Origin of the sequence: Streptomyces sp. SCSIO 30461 (assembly GCF_037023745.1) — a bacterium.
Classification (GTDB): Bacteria; Actinomycetota; Actinomycetes; order Streptomycetales; family Streptomycetaceae; genus Streptomyces.
In genome coordinates this window covers 3,493,560-3,508,334 of sequence record NZ_CP146101.1, presented here as the reverse complement: position 1 = coordinate 3,508,334, position 14,775 = coordinate 3,493,560, and the positions used below count along the sequence as shown (strand labels likewise).

Genomic DNA, 14,775 nt, shown 5'->3' with positions numbered 1-14,775 from the left:
GGGTGCGGGGTCAGCTGGTGAACCCGGCGACGTTGTCCTTGGTGACGACCTTGACCGGGACCTTGATCGTGCTGTCGATCTTCTTGCCCTTGGCGGCGTTGACGGCGTTCTGCACGGCCAGCTGGCCCAGCAGCTTGGGCTGCTGGGCCACCGAGGCGAACAGAGTGCCCGCCTTGACCGCGGCCAGGCCGTCCGGCGTGCCGTCGAAGCCGACGACCTTGACCGACTTGCCGGCCTTGCTGCCCAAGGCCTTGATGGCGCCGAGCGCCATCTCGTCGTTGTGCGCGAATATGCCGTTCACGTCCGGATGGGCCTGCAGCAGGTTGGTGGTGACGTCCAGGCCCTTGGTGCGGTCGAAGTCGGCTGGCTGCGACGCGACGACCTTGATGCCCGGGTAGGCCTTCAGGCCCTCGGTGAAGCCCTGGCCGCGCTCGTTGGCGGCCGAGGTGCCGGAGGTGCCCTGCAGGACCAGGATGGTGCCCTTGCCGCTGAGCTGTTCGGCGATCGTCTTGGCGGCCAGTTTGCCGCCCTCGACGTTGTCCGAGGCGACGGTGGTGGCGATCGTGGCCTTGTTGACGGTGCGGTCGGCGGCGACGACCGGGATGTTCGCGTTGTTGGCGGCCTTGACTGACGGGCCGGCGGCGTCGGAGTCCACCGGGTTGATGATGATCGACTTCATGTTCTGGCTGGTGAAGTTCTGGATCTGGTTGGCCTGCTGGGAGGCGTCGTTCTGGGCGTCGGTGACGGTGAGGGAGACGCTCTGCTTCTTGGCCTCGGCCTGGGCGCCCGCCTTCATCTGGACGAAGAAGGGGTTGTTGAGGGTGGAGATCGACAGGCCCACCTTCAGGTCGGAGGAGCCGTCCGACCCGGAGTTGCAGGCGGTGGCGGTGAGGGCGAGCGAGGCGATGGCGGCGGCAGTGATCGTGATCTGCTTGGTACGCATGGCTGTTCCTTGCGGGTGCGGGTTGTGATTGGGGAAAGGCAGGAAACGGGGAGAGCCAGGAGAAGGAGAGAGCGCAGAAACGGCGCCGGCTACGCGCGGCGGCGAAGCGTGTCCAGGAGGACGGCGAGCGCGATGACGACGCCGATGACCACCTGCTGCCAGAAGGCGGAGACCGACAGCAGGTTGAGGCCGTTGCGGAGCACCGCGAGGATCAGGGCTCCGATGAGGGTGCCCGATGCCTTGCCGACGCCACCAGAGAGGCTGGCGCCGCCGATCACCACCGCGGCGATGGCGTCGAGTTCGTATCCGTACGCCGCCTGCGGCTGTGCCGAAGCCAGCCGCGAGGCGAGGACGATTCCGGCCACGGCGGCGAAGCCGCCGGCCAGGGCGTAGATGACCAGCTTCTGGCGCTTGACGCGGATGCCGGAGAGTCGGGCGGCCTCTTCGTTGCCGCCGATCGCGTACATGGTGCGGCCGATGTACGTGCGGTTCAGGATCACGGCGGTGATCAGCCCCATCACGATCATCACCAGGACCGGCACCGGCAGCCAGCCGCCGATGGTGGTGCCCAGGTTGGACACCGAGTCGGGGAAGGCGATCGGGCTGCCCTGCGAGATGACCAGTGCCAGGCCCCGGCCCACCGACAGCATGGCGAGGGTCGCGATGAAGGGCGGCAGCTTGCCGAAGGAGATGAGCGCGCCGCTGACCAGGCCGCAGGCGACGCCGGTGCCGAGGGCGAGCAGGACCGCCATCCAGACCGGGAGGCCCTGATTCGTGGCGGTCCAGGCCAGGACGGTGGCGGAGAGCGCGGCGACCGAGCCGACCGACAGGTCGATGCCGGCGGAGACGATCACGAAGGTGACGCCGAATGCCAGGATCGCCGTGACGGCCGCTTGGACGCCGACGTTGAGGAGGTTCTGGGTGGCCAGGAAGTCGCCGGACAGGAACGACATCGCCACGACCAGGACGACCAGGGCGGTGAGGGCACCGTTGTCGAGGAGTATGCGGCGCAGTGCGGAGGCACCGCCCGGGTACGTACTGCTCTTGAGCGTGTCAGTGGCCACGGGAGACCTCCACATCCTTTGCTGCCGTTGCTGCTGTGTTCGTTGTCGCGGTCGCGCTGACGGCCAGCGCCATGACGGCGTCCTGGGTCGCTTTCCGCGCGGTGAGTTCGCCCGCGATCCGGCCCTGGGACATGACCAGGACGCGGTCGCTCATGCCCAGCACCTCGGGAAGGTCGCTGGAGATCATCAGGACGGCGTGCCCGGAGGCGGTCAGTTCGTTGATCAACTGGTAGATCTCGACCTTCGCTCCCACGTCGATGCCGCGGGTCGGCTCGTCGAGGAGCAGCACCCTGGTGTCGGCCAGCAGCCATTTGCCGATGACGACCTTCTGCTGGTTTCCGCCGGACAGTGTCCGTACGTGCTGGTGCAGTCCGGCCATACGGACCTTGAGCTGCCCGGAGATACGGTCGGCGGCCCGCCGCTGCCCGGCCCGGTCGACGAAACCGACGCGCGTGGAGCGGCTCAGCGTGACCAGGCCGAGGTTCTCCTGCACGGTGGCGTCGAGGACCAGGCCCTGGCCCTTGCGGTCCTCGGGGACCAGGCCGATCCCGGCATCGAGGGCGGCGTTGACGTCGTACGGGCGCAAGGCGCGGCCCTGCACCTCGACGGTGCCGGAGTCGTACGGATCGGCTCCGAAGACGGCGCGTACCACCTCGGTGCGGCCGGCGCCGACCAGGCCCGCCAGGCCGACGACCTCGCCGGCCCGTACCTCGAAGTCGATGTCGTGGAAGGTGCCGGCCCGGGTCAGGCCGCGGACCTTGAGCAGCGGCGCTCCGGCCTCGGCGGGTTCGCGCGGGTACTGCTGCTCGATACTCCGGCCCACCATGAGCCGTACGAGCTCGTCCTCGGGGGTGCTCGCCGGGACCTGGTCGACACTGCGGCCGTCGCGCAGGACGGTGACACGGTCTCCGAGGGCGGCGATCTCCTCCAGGTGGTGGGTGATGAAGACGATGCCGACGCCGTCGTCACGCAGCTTCCGTGCGATCCGGAAGAGCTTGTCGACCTCTTCGGTGGTCAGGACGGCAGTGGGCTCGTCCATGATCAGGACACGGGCGTCGAGACTCAGCGCCTTGGCGATCTCGACCATCTGGAGCCGGGCAATGCCCAGTTCGCGCACCCGGGTACGTGGGTCGACATCGACACCGACGCTGGCGAGGAGTCCGGCCGCGTCGGCGTTCATCCGCTTGCGGTCGACGAGGCCGAAGCGGCGCGGCTGGCGGCCCAGGAAGATGTTCTCGGCGACGCTGAGGTCGGGAACGAGGTTGAACTCCTGGTAGATGGTGGCGATACCGAGGCGCTCGGAGTCCTGCGCACCGTGGATGCGCACCTCCTCGCCGCCGACCAGGATCCGCCCGGCGTCGGGACGGTACGCGCCGGAGAGCATCTTGATGAGGGTGCTCTTGCCCGCGCCGTTCTCACCGAGCAGCACGTGCACCTCGCCCCGGCGCAGGTCGAAGTCGACGCCGTCGAGCGCGACGACGCCGGGGAAAGTCTTGCGTATCCCCTCGATACGCAGCAGTTCGTCTGGATGGCTCACGTGGTGCTCCTCGGGGCCTGCGGGCAGGAGGCGGCCTCGCCGCACGAGCGGCGTACGACGAGACGGGCGGGGAGGGTGACGGACTGAGTGGGCCGGCCCTCGATGAGGTCGACCAGCGCACGGACGGCGGCACGCCCGAGTTCGCCGGTGGGCTGGGCGATCGCGGTGATCGGCGGGTCGGTGTGCACGAACCACGGGATGTCGTCGAACGCGGCGAGCGCGATGTCGTGCGGCACCCGCAGTCCGCGCGCCCGGACGGCGTCGAGCGCGCCGAGCGCCATCAGGTTGTCGGTGGCGAACACGACCTCGGGTGGCTCGGCCAGATCGAGGAACCGCTCGGTGGCCCGGCGCCCGCTCTCGGCCTGGAAGTCACCCTGGCCTATGTACGCGTCCGGGAGGGGAAGCCCGAACTCGCCCATGGCCTGGCGGAAGACCTCCACGCGCTCACGGCCGGTCGTGGTCGCCGCGGGGCCCGCGATGATCGCCAGCCGTCGGTGGCCGAGCCCGTACAGATGGGCGACGAGATCATGGATGGCGGCGCGTCCGTCGGACCGTACGACGGGTAGGTCGACGCCCGGGATCCACCGGTCGACGAACACCATCTGAGTTCCCGCGCGCGCGGCATCCAGCATCAGCGGCGAGCCGCCGTCGGTCGGGGAGACCAGCAGCCCGTCGATACGGCGGTCCAGGAGGTTCCGTACGTGGTGGTCCTGCAGGTCCGGTCGCTCGTTGGCGTTGCCGATGATGACGCTGTAGCCGAGGGCGCGGGCCTCCTCCTCCACAGAACGGGCCAGCTCGGTGAAGTACGGGTTGAGCACATCGCTGATGACCAGCCCGAGGGTGCGGGTCTGGTCGGTGCGCAGGGACCGGGCGACGGCGTTCGGGCGGTAGCCCAGCGCATCGACGGCGGCCAGCACACGGGTGCGCGCGTCGGCGCTGACCGACGGGTGGTCGTTCAGGACGCGCGAGACCGTGGCGACGGAGACCCCCGCCTCGGCGGCGACGTCCTTGATACTCGCCATCACCGGACCACTTCCCCTTGTTTCGTGGAATCGTTTACACAACCGACAGGGAGGATTGAAATCGATTACATGTCGGCTAATCAAGGGTCGGGGGCAGGGTCGAGACCGGATCGTGACCCACTGTCCGCCGGGCTGTGCCGCAGACGGGCGGCCCCGCCGCGCCGCGTGAGACCGCGGTCGTGCACCGCGGTCTCACGCGCCCTCCCGCCCGTGACCAACCCCGAAGATCATCTCGCCCACCGGCCAATGTGACGGCATCTGCACCCTGCACCGTCGGACCCGTGACAAGGCGCGTGAGCGGACGGGCGTCAGCCGCCGTCCCTCACGGTCGCGGCACGACCGCGTCGGCACCGACGCCTTGGCGCAGCGCCTCGAGAGAGGAGCCGCGGCGGCGCCGGACGAGCTTGCGCAGGGTACTGACGTTGCGGTAGCCGACCCGGCCGGCGATCGCCTCGGCGCTGAGCGTGGTGGTGCGCAGCAGGAAGGCGGCCTCGTCCAGTCGGATGTCCTGAATGAAGTCCAGCGGTGATCTACCGAGGACCGTCTGTGCGGTGCGCTGCGGGGTGCGCTGGCTTACTCCGAGCGCTCGGGCGGCGTCGGTCAGCGGGGGAGGATCGGCCAGGTGTGCCCGGACCCATCGCTCGAAATCGGTCATGAGCGGGGCGGCCTGGGCCAGTTGGGCAGGGAGGGCGAACGCGGCCCGCGAGGGCCTGTCGCCGATCACGAGGTAGCGGGCAACGAGGTCCCAGCTGACCGCCTTCGTCGCCAGACCTCGCCGTTGAGGCGACGCTTGGCATGACGGTGCCGGGAGCATCAGGCGGCATGTCACTCTCTGCGCAGGTTCTCGGCCTGGCTTCGCAGGCGCGCTACCGCTTCAGGCTGTTCGGTCAGGATATTGCGTGTTTCGAGGGGGTCGTCGGACAGGTCGTAGAATTCTTCCCTGCCGTCGTCGTAGCGGATGAGCTTGTAGCGGCTGTCGCGGATCGCCCATACGTCGGGGGCAGTGGTTCCGGTACGGCGGTTGGTCTGGCCGAATGCCTCGGTGTAGGCGTATGTGCGGCCGCCGTCGCCGTCGGTGGTCAGCAGCGGCGCGATGCTGACGCTGTCGCCGGTGCCGGTGGCGCTGGCTCCGGCGAGGTCGGACAGGGTGGCGTAGAGGTCGGCGCCGTTGACGAGCGCGTCCTCGCGTTCGCCCGTGCGTTGGACAGACGCCCCGGAGACGACGAGGGGCACGTGCACTCCACCCTGATAGACGGTGCCCTTGGCGTGACCGCGCGGGTAGGACTGGACGACCTGTTGGGGGGTGCCGTTGTCACCGACGAAGATCACGGTGGTGTTCTCCCGTTCACCGTCGGGGAGGTCGTCCAGCAGGCGCCCCAGCTCGTGGTCCATGGCCTCGGCGGCGGCGAAGTAGTACTCCTTGGGCCGCTTCTCGATGTCCTCCGGGGTGCCGGTGAGGTCCTCACGGGAGTGCAGCTCTGCTGGGGGCAGGTGGAAGGGGGTGTGCGGCGCTGTGTAGGCGAGCCAGGTGAACCAGGGCCCGTCCTGCTCTTCGATCCAGTCCAGAGCCAGGTCGGTGAACTTGGTGGTGGCGTACGTCGTCTCCTCGTGTGTCTGCCCGTTGACGGTCAGCAGCCAGCGGTGGTAGTCCTCCACGGCCCCGGAGAGGAAGCCCGCGTAGTAGGGCACACCGAGCTGGCCTGGGTGGTCGGCGACGACCTGGTTGGGCCGCCCGCCCACATGCCATTTGCCGATCACCGCGCTGGCGTAGTCGGTGCGCTCCCCCAGTACCCGCTGGATGGTGGTCTGCGAGGTGGGCAGTTGCGCGTCGACGGAGCCGACGCCGGTGCGGATGCCGTACTGGCCGGTCAGGAACGTAGCCCTGGTGGGGGTGCACTCGGTGTTGACCCATGCCTGGTCGAAGACCAGGCCCGATCCGCACAGCGATTCCAGGGTCGGCATGTCAGGCTTGTCTTCACCGAGGTCATAGCACGGGCTCGCGTCGACGCCGAAGTCGTCAGCGACGACCATCAGGATGTTCGGGGATGCGCCGGACCTGCTCGGTGAACCGTCGGTCGCCGTGGCCACGATGCCCGCGGCAAGCAGACTGGCGGCGACGAGGCCGGCTGCGATGCCGTGGAAGCGCTTCCTGGTGCGAGGCGCCGACTCCGAGCCCGCGCGCGATGGTTGCTGTGAGTCATTCACCGGCGGCCTCCGGGACGCGTGCCGGGGAGCTCGATCGGGTCACCGGTGAAGCATCCGAGCGTGTACGGGTACTCCTCGGTGAAGTGGTAGTGGTAGACGGTCTTGGTCCTCCCGTCCACTTCCACGGGCCCGGTGTGGCCGTGGCAGGCGTCGAGGTCGGCGTTGGTGAGTGCGTCCCCGTCGCTGTCCTTGGGGCCGTAGATGCCGAATCCGTCCAGGGCGAAGCCGAACAGGTCGCTGTGCCCGCCGCCGTCGCCCGACGAGTCGTCGATGCAGTCGGTCAGACTGTGGTAGTGGTACTGCCCGTTCTTCTCGGGATGGCCGTCGCAGGAATCTTGGATCTCGTGCGCGGCGGCATCCCGTCCCTGGGCATCCAGCGCGTTGTAGAGGGCCGCACCGGTCAGCGTGAATCCGATCATCCCCCCGGGAACGCAGGACGGCTCCGCCGCTGCACTCGGCGAGGCGGGCAGGCGGAGCAGGACCTGTTGCTCACTGATGTGGTTGGGGTTCCGGTCGTAGGCGTAGGCGTCGTCGTCCGGCGAGATCGGGAAGCTCCCCGTGGAATGGGAGGGCAGGCCGTTCGCCGTGACGACGCGTTCGGAGCCTTCCACCGCGATGCTGATCTCGGCGTTCGGCCACTCCACCTCGCCGTCCACGGTGGGCTTGCCTTCGGGGTCCCACTGGTCGCCCTGGATCCACTCACCGTCGCGGAAAGCTCCCGGAGCGTTCTTGGGGAACCGTGTCTGGCAGGAGAAGACCGACCCGGCTTCAGGACGGTCGCCGACCCGTCCGTCCCCCAGCGGCAGCAGGGAGGCGCCGGCGCGATGCGGGGTGGATGCCGACGAGCCGCACCCGGCGGCCACCAGGGCTGCCACGGCCAGCGGGACGACGAGGGCACGCTGCCGCAGCCATGGAAAGCGGCTGCGCCGGCGGCCCGGCGGTGATGACGGGTGATGCATGCGTGACAAGCCTCTCTTCGGTGCGGCGGTGACAGGGAAGCCGAAGGGCAGCGGGCCAGATACGGAGCGTCGGGTAACTCTGAGTGACTCCCCCAGCCGCCTTCGCTGACGCCGGGCGGCCGTTCCCCGCCGTACCGGCTAGGGAACGGGGGAAGCCGAGGGCGAGGCCGAGGGCGACGAAGCGCCGCCGGGATGATCCGGTTCGAGCTCCTTGCAGGCCGCAAGGGCCTTGCCGATCGCGGGGTCGGACGCGTCAAGCTGGTCGACCGGGCCATTCGGCAGCTCAATACCTTGCTCCTTGAGGCAGTCGCGGTAGGCGACCCGAGCGGCACGATCCTCTTCGGAGCGCTGCCCCTGCCCGCCGCGCTTACCGCCCTGCTGGCCGGCGCCCTGCGGGCCCGTGCCGCAGCCCGGCTGCCTGCCTTGGCCACCCTTGGAGACCTGACCCGCGCTTGCGGGAGCCGGCGGACACGTGGTCGCCGAGGTGGCAGCCGAGCTGTCTACGGCGTTCCCTCCATAGGCGGCGTAGGCGACGGCGAGCCCGCCTACCAGGGCGATGGCCGTGACAGCAGCGACGGTCATGATCTTGTACCGCGCCCAAAGGGAGCTGCCGGCAGGTTTCATGTTCATGCGGCAGAGCTTGGCGGATCTTTCTGGGCCCCACCGCAGCACAACCTCAGCGCCACCTGAGTGTCACCAAGATCCTTCAGGGTCTCCTCAGGGTTCTCTCAGTCCTCACTCAGGCGGACCGGCCATCCTGGCGGCCATGAAGTCATGGCAGGAACAACAGACCGGCCCCGAGCGGACAAGGTTGCTCATCGCCGAAGATGAGCCCAGCATCCGCGAACTGCTCGCGGTCGGCCTGCGCTACGCGGGCTTCGACGTCACCACGGCAGCGGACGGCCGGGAAGCGCTACAGGGTGCCGACCGAGCGCGACCGGACCTCCTGATCCTCGACGTAGCCATGCCCGACATCGATGGCTTCGAGGTGACCCGTCGCCTGCGGAGCACAGGAAACCAGGCCCCCGTGGTCTTTCTCACCGCATGCGACGCCACGGACGACAAAGTCGCCGGGCTGACCCTCGGCGCGGACGACTACATCACCAAACCGTTCAGCCTGGAAGAGGTCATCGCCCGCATCCACGCCGTACTGCGGCGCGCGCACCGGCAGCCGGCAGGGACGGCCTGCCTGGAGATCGCCGACCTGAAGATGGACGAGGACAGCCACGCTGTATGGCGGGCCGACCAGGAAATCCACCTCACACCTCTGGAATTCCAGCTGCTGCGCTTCCTCCTCGCCAACAGCGGCCGCGTCATGTCGAAGCCCCAGATCCTCGACAACGTCTGGAACTACGACTTCAACGGCGGCGCCGGCATCGTCGAGACCTACATCTCCACCCTGCGCCGCAAAATCGACTTCGCCGAGCCCAAACTCCTCCACACGCTGCGCGGAGTCGGATACGTGCTGCGAGTCCCCCGTACATGAGCAGGACCCGCCGACTGCTCGCCCACATCCCCCTGTCACTACGCCTGCTCCTGTGCGCCACAGGACTGGTCACCGTCGCACTCCTGGCGACTGGATTCCTCGGTTCTCACCTGCTGTACGGCTACCTCCTGGAACGGCTGGACCGCCAGCTGACCGGAACAGCCACCCGCATCTCGCACGAGATCGACAGCCCCCGCTCCGACCGGCTCGCCTCGCCGCTCCCCGCCGCGTACACAGCCTGGATCGTCGACGAAGCGGGCACCCTGATCCGCCGCATCCCGCCCCACGAGGACAGCCCGCCGAACTCCCTCTTGACGACCCTCGCCGCACCGTCATCGATACGTGCGCACCAGCCCTTCACCACCTCCGGCGCCGACGGCGACTGGCGGGGCGTAGCCCTGCCCCTGTCCGGCGGGAGGACGCTCGTGACCATGACCAGCCTGGCCGAATCCGAGGCGACCGTGGCGCGCCTCGTCGCCATCGACCTGCTGGTCGGCGCGGGAGCGGTCATCGCCCTGGCATGCGTGGGCCACCTCCTCGTACATGCTTCCCTCCGGCCCCTGCGGACCATCGAGGTCACCGCCGAATCCATCGTCGCCGGAGATCTCTCCTGCCGCGTCCCCGTGCACCCGGCCTGGACCGAGGCGGGACGCCTGGGACGGGCCCTCAACGCCATGCTGAACCAGATCGAGTCAGCCGTGAACGCGCAACGAGCCTCGGAATCGGCCGCACGCGACTCGGAAGAACGGATGCGCACCTTCATCGCCGACGCCAGCCACGAACTGCGCACCCCCCTCACTTCCCTCCGCGGCTACGCCGAACTGGCCCACCAGACTCCCCACGAACCAGCTCAACTCATGCACCTGATGCAGCGCATACAGGACGGTGGGACCCGCATGGCAGCACTCGTCGAGGACCTGCTGCTCCTGGCCCGACTCGATCAGCATCGCCCGCGCGCCCACCTCCCGGCCGACGTGTTCGATCTCGCCGTGGCAGCAGTACTCGACGCACGAGCCCGCGACCCCCACCGCCCCATCGAACTCGTCCGCCTGGACAACCCGCAAGACACCACCACACCGGTGCCCGTCCTGGGCGATGTCGACCAGCTCCGCCAGATTCTCGACAACCTCCTCACAAACGCCCTCACCCATACACCCGAATCTGCTTCCATCGAAGTACGCATCGGGCTGCGGGAGACCACCGCCGTCATCGAAGTAGCCGACGAGGGACCGGGCATGACCGCCCAACAGGCAGAGCGCGTGTTCGAACGTTTCTATCGCACCGCAGCAGCGCGTACGCACCCCGGTACCGGTCTGGGCCTCTCCATCGTCGCCGCACTCGCCGCCGCCCACAAGGGCACCACCCAGCTCGAAACAGCCCCGGAAGCAGGCTGCACCTTCCGAGTGATCCTCCCCAGCGCCGCGTCGAATCGTGGGGGATGAGCCGGCACGAGCATCGCCTGGCCGACGTCTTCCGATCCCGCCGAGGCCGACCTCGTCCCCCACAGCAGCCACGAACTCCTCCGCCTGCTGCGGGCCTTGATCCTCCCATCGCCCCGGCGAGACCCCGAACACCTGCTGTGGTGGTCCACCTGGCGCCGCCGCCATCAACACCGTGCCCGCCTCTGCCACCGCCGATGGCCGCCTACGCCGACACCACACCATGATCAGAAAGCCCGGCAGCAGCTATCCACAACTGCCGTGGCACAGCGACAACCTTCCCACCCACCCCGCGGGGCAAGCCAGTTCAGATGTCACTCCGATCGTGCGGCAGGCCCTCTCGGATCAATAGGCAACAAGGGCTGCCATCAGCATGGACAGAACGACTCCGACATAGACCACCGTCGAGGCCACGGCGACGATGAGATTGAGGCGTCGTGCCCCTCTGTGCTTGTCAGGGGTGTCCAGGCAACGCCATACGTACGTCGTGGTGACCATGGCGACCATAACGTAGGCCAGCGTGCACCAGTGGATACGGTCGACGAGCGTCACCCCCACGATCCCGCCAAGCGACTGACCGGCCTCGCGCATGTTGACCACGAGGGTGAAAACAGAGACCCCCAGGATGGCGAACCGCGTGGTCAGCGCGGTCTTCAGGTCTTCAGCCCAGATCAGGAAGGAGATGACGGCCAGCATGAACACGATGTAGACGGGCCACGTCTCCTTGAAGAAGCTCGAGAACTGTGTTCTCACCAGTTCGACGTCGATAACGAACTGGCTGTACTGGCTACCGCTCCCGCTGGGCAATTGCGGGTCGCCGAAAGTAGTGGGATAGCGGTCTATCCGCGCGCCGACCTTGAAGCCGGACACACGGAAAAAGTCCAGCGTAATATCTGGATTATACGAAGAGTTGGCCACATCCGGCTCGAGGACCAACTGCTGGGAGTCCAGATCGCTGTCTTCGACAAGGAAACTGATCGACTGCCGGTCGAATGGATAGTCCCCGATGTGAATGTGCTCACGAAAGGTTCCCTCGACCTTCACCTGAGACCAGTACTGGTTGCCGACCTTCCTGATCTGGTGAGAGCTCTGGACGATGTTGTTACCGTTCAGGAACTCGAATCGCCGTGTAGGGTCCAGTTCAGCGGTAGGGCACAGGGCCCAGAGCCACATGTCCGCGCCGATGGTGTCCCTCACCGGATCGATATCGTAGAGGTCGGCGAGATAGACACCCACTCGACAGGACGGCGCGGCCGTTGCGGACGCGGAACCGGATGCCGCCGTGAGCAATGCCACCGTGCAGAACGACAGCACCAGAAGGCGCTGCACCAGGCGGTCACGCCGCAGGACACCGCGCACCCGCAGCGCCGCGAATGCTGCCCCGTGGCGCCATACCGACCGACAACGCACTTTCTAGCCGCCCTCCTCCGTCCGTTTATGCGCCGCCCTCCGAGGATCGCTCCCATGGGCTGTCCCGTAATCCCCGGCGGGCGCGCAACGACAGCTACGGCACTCCCCCTGGCTTCGCAGGGAGGCGCCCCCTCGCCACGTTGTCGAATCACCTGAATACACCAGTATGAGGGCGCCCCTCCGCCTTGCGCTGCGTCCCCTCCGTCCCAAGGGCCGGGGGAGACCCCATACATCTGACGCCGCGCGCTGATCCACCACGGATCACAGGACAGCCCCGAGCGCGGCTTTCTCGGCGGCCCGGCGGTCGACCGCGGGGTCCGGGTGGGTGACGGAGCAACGGTCTCGGAGCTTGACGGGGTCTGCACCGACGGGCTGCTGGGAGAGTTGCTCGCGCGCCCTTCGAGGAACAGAAGGCTCATGGATGTGGCTGCCACGGCCGTTCGGCAGGCGCCGACGCGCTCGGCTCGGCTCGGCCTTCTTTGCCCATTCGCTCCGTCATAGTGCTCTCCTGCGGCGTGCAACCGCATCGTCGTACTCGTCACCCACCCGCCGCCGGGCATCGGAGAGACGATGCCAGTGTCTTTCGCTCGGATGGGGCACTCCGCCGGGTCACGCTCGACGCTGCCATCCCGCCCGCCTCCACGCCCTCAGTTCCCGATCCATGGGCAGGCCGCAATACATCAGCACCACCGGTCGGTCGTCCGCCCGCAGCACGGCCTCGCCACGCCGTACGGTTCCTCAGGCGGCCGGCAAGAAGAAGGACAGCGATGGGGCGCCCCCTCGCCGGAGCAAGCCATCGAAGGCGTGAAGGCCGACACCGCAGAGATCAAATAAGGGATGACCCACCGATGACCGGGACTCCCCAGGACGACGCGACCCCTGATACCCCCGAAGAACTGGCCGTCCAGGCTCAGGCCCACCCGGGAGCAACTCGGCCACACCCTGGAGGCCCTCGCCGACGAGACCGACGTCAAGGCCCACGCCCAGGCGGTGGCCGGCGACCTCAAGACCCACGTCGCACAAAATGCTGCGGAAGCAAAAGACAAGGCCGCCCAGGCAGCGCGTCTCGTGCACGACAACGCGCGCGAGCCGCTACTCGAAGCGGCCGGCGCTGCTCGCCGCAACCGCACCGCTCTGCTCGCCGCCGGCGCAGGCATCATCGCTGTAGCGATGCTGGTGCGGCGTGCCATGAGGTGAGGGCCACGGCCTTGCGGGGCCGGGCACTCCGAGGGGCCCCCACCGCGCCGGCGGGGGTCCCTCGCCGGTGAGAAGGGACGGTCAGCCCGGAGGCCCCAGCTCTCGGCACCGTGACCACGCGGCCATGCGGCTCTGGCCGGAGTCGCGACACGCGCGCTTGGCTGCGTCCACCGAGGCACATTTCACGGAAGCATTGCTGGGTGGTGGTAAGGGCTTCTCCTTACGGGATCGGCCGCTGCCATGCCGTCACCGCTGCGAGAGGGTCGCCTTGTACGACGTGGACGTGGCAATCGTCGGTGCCGGGGCCGCCGGTCTCTCGCTGGCTCGGCGGCTCACCTCGTCCGGACAGCAGGCGACGTCGGAGCGGGGGGTCTCCATCGCGCTGGTCGACGCGCCTGAGGGGCCACTGCGGCCGCCGGAGCGGACCTGGTGTTTCTGGGAGGAAGCGGGTGGCGAGTACGACGACATTCTCGCGGCGAGCTGGGACCGGCTGCGGATCACGGCCGTGGACGGAACCGTGACGACCGTCTGCTGCGCGCCGCTGCGCTACAAGATGATCCGGTCGGTGCCCTTCGAGGAGCGTACTGCCGAGCTCCTGTTCTGCGGCGGCTGTCTTCGGTACGAGGCTGTCGTGAGCCATGTACGGGATCTGCCCGGCGGTGGCGCCGAGGTGTGTGGGCGGGACGTTGCCGGGGTGGACTTCCGGCTGACGGCCCGCTGGGCCTTCGACTCGCGGCCGCGAGAGGCTGGCCCCGCACGCACCAGGTGGTTCCAGCATTTTCGCGGATGGTTCGTGCGTACCGAGAGGCCTCAATTCAACCGTGCAGTCGCTGACCTCATGGACTTTCGCACGCCCCAACCTGCCCGGGGGCTGTCATTCGGGTATGTCCTGCCGCTCGGCGCGAGGGACGCACTGGTGGAGTACACCGAGTTCTCTCCGTCCATTCTCGGCATGGACGCGTACGAGCGGGCCCTGCGCCACTACACCGGCGCGGTGCTGCGACTCGGTTCGTTCCGCATCACGGGGGCGGAGCAAGGAGTCATTCCGATGACTGACGCGCGCTGTGCGCGCCGGATGGGCAGGGCGGTGTTCCCGATCGGTGCGGTCGGCGGCGCCACCCGGCCGGCGACCGGCTATACCTTCGCAGCCATCCAGCGCCAGACCCGTGCCATCACGGACGCGCTGACGCAAAGCCGCACCCCATCGGTTTCACGGCCCTACTCCTCCCGGTCCCGGCTCATGGACGCGGTGCTGCTGCGCGCTCTGGACGCCGGGCGGATCGACGGACCGGCCTTCTTCACAGGGCTGTTCCGCCAGGTGCCGGCACACCGCCTGCTGCGCTTCCTCGACGGCAGCACCCATTGGTGGGAGGACGTGGTGATCGGGCTGAGCACGCCGGTCTGGCCGATGCTCCACACCGCATGCGAGCTGCCGCTGCTGCCCCGCCGCGCTCCGGCGTCCGCAGGACGTCGGCAGGCCACAGGCTGACTCCTTTACCGTTCCGCCTCCGAG

Annotated in this window: 11 protein-coding genes and 1 pseudogene; 4 read left to right on the top strand and 8 right to left on the bottom strand. The window is 68.4% G+C overall.

What is annotated here, in order from left to right; all coding sequences use genetic code 11:
- Positions 1-10: 10 nt before the first annotated feature.
- The 7 genes and pseudogenes from V1460_RS15425 to V1460_RS15395 form a co-directional block, all read right to left on the bottom strand.
- Positions 11-2,007, bottom strand: a pseudogene (locus V1460_RS15425) (substrate-binding domain-containing protein).
- Positions 1,997-3,544: a sugar ABC transporter ATP-binding protein gene (locus tag V1460_RS15420; protein ID WP_338674291.1), complete on the bottom strand. Its 1,548-nt coding sequence runs from the start codon at positions 3,542-3,544 to the stop codon at positions 1,997-1,999. Before V1460_RS15420 ends, V1460_RS15425 begins: the two are co-directional and overlap by 11 nt.
- The gene (locus V1460_RS15415; protein WP_338674290.1) at positions 3,541-4,566 is read right to left on the bottom strand and encodes a LacI family DNA-binding transcriptional regulator; all 1,026 of its coding nucleotides are present in this window, start codon (positions 4,564-4,566) and stop codon (positions 3,541-3,543) included. The genes V1460_RS15420 and V1460_RS15415 overlap by 4 nt, the downstream gene beginning before the upstream one ends.
- A 322-nt stretch (positions 4,567-4,888) precedes the next feature.
- Entirely contained in the window at positions 4,889-5,290 is a 402-nt protein-coding gene (locus V1460_RS15410) for a helix-turn-helix domain-containing protein (protein WP_338674289.1), read from the bottom strand.
- Positions 5,291-5,391: 101 nt separating this feature from the next.
- Positions 5,392-6,771, bottom strand: a complete 1,380-nt coding sequence (locus tag V1460_RS15405; protein WP_338674288.1) for a sulfatase-like hydrolase/transferase — start codon at positions 6,769-6,771, stop codon at positions 5,392-5,394.
- Positions 6,768-7,730, bottom strand: a complete 963-nt coding sequence (locus V1460_RS15400) for a YHYH protein (RefSeq protein ID WP_338674287.1) — start codon at positions 7,728-7,730, stop codon at positions 6,768-6,770. The genes V1460_RS15405 and V1460_RS15400 overlap by 4 nt, the downstream gene beginning before the upstream one ends.
- 138 nt (positions 7,731-7,868) lie before the next feature.
- Positions 7,869-8,360 carry a hypothetical protein gene (locus V1460_RS15395; RefSeq protein ID WP_338674286.1) on the bottom strand — a complete coding sequence of 164 codons (492 nt, stop codon included), beginning with the start codon at positions 8,358-8,360 and terminating at the stop codon, positions 7,869-7,871.
- A 136-nt stretch (positions 8,361-8,496) separates the two neighbouring features.
- Here V1460_RS15395 and V1460_RS15390 point away from each other — a divergent pair, with 136 nt between their 5' ends.
- Both V1460_RS15390 and V1460_RS15385 read left to right on the top strand, forming a co-directional pair.
- A complete protein-coding gene (locus V1460_RS15390) occupies positions 8,497-9,216 on the top strand; it encodes a response regulator transcription factor (protein WP_338674285.1) in 720 nt (239 codons plus the stop codon).
- Complete coding sequence (locus V1460_RS15385; RefSeq protein ID WP_338674284.1) at positions 9,213-10,658, top strand: HAMP domain-containing sensor histidine kinase; 1,446 nt, start codon at positions 9,213-9,215, stop codon at positions 10,656-10,658. The genes V1460_RS15390 and V1460_RS15385 overlap by 4 nt, the downstream gene beginning before the upstream one ends.
- A gap of 342 nt (positions 10,659-11,000) precedes the next feature.
- Here V1460_RS15385 and V1460_RS15380 read toward each other — a convergent pair whose 3' ends face one another.
- Positions 11,001-12,014, bottom strand: coding sequence for a hypothetical protein (locus V1460_RS15380; protein WP_338674283.1), 1,014 nt, complete (start codon positions 12,012-12,014; stop codon positions 11,001-11,003).
- Positions 12,015-12,944: 930 nt separating this feature from the next.
- Here V1460_RS15380 and V1460_RS15375 point away from each other — a divergent pair.
- Complete coding sequence (locus tag V1460_RS15375) at positions 12,945-13,262, top strand: DUF3618 domain-containing protein (RefSeq protein ID WP_407077615.1); 318 nt, start codon at positions 12,945-12,947, stop codon at positions 13,260-13,262.
- A 268-nt stretch (positions 13,263-13,530) separates the two neighbouring features.
- A complete protein-coding gene (locus V1460_RS15370) occupies positions 13,531-14,751 on the top strand; it encodes a lycopene cyclase family protein (protein WP_338674281.1) in 1,221 nt (406 codons plus the stop codon).
- The last annotated feature ends 24 nt before the right edge of the window (positions 14,752-14,775 follow it).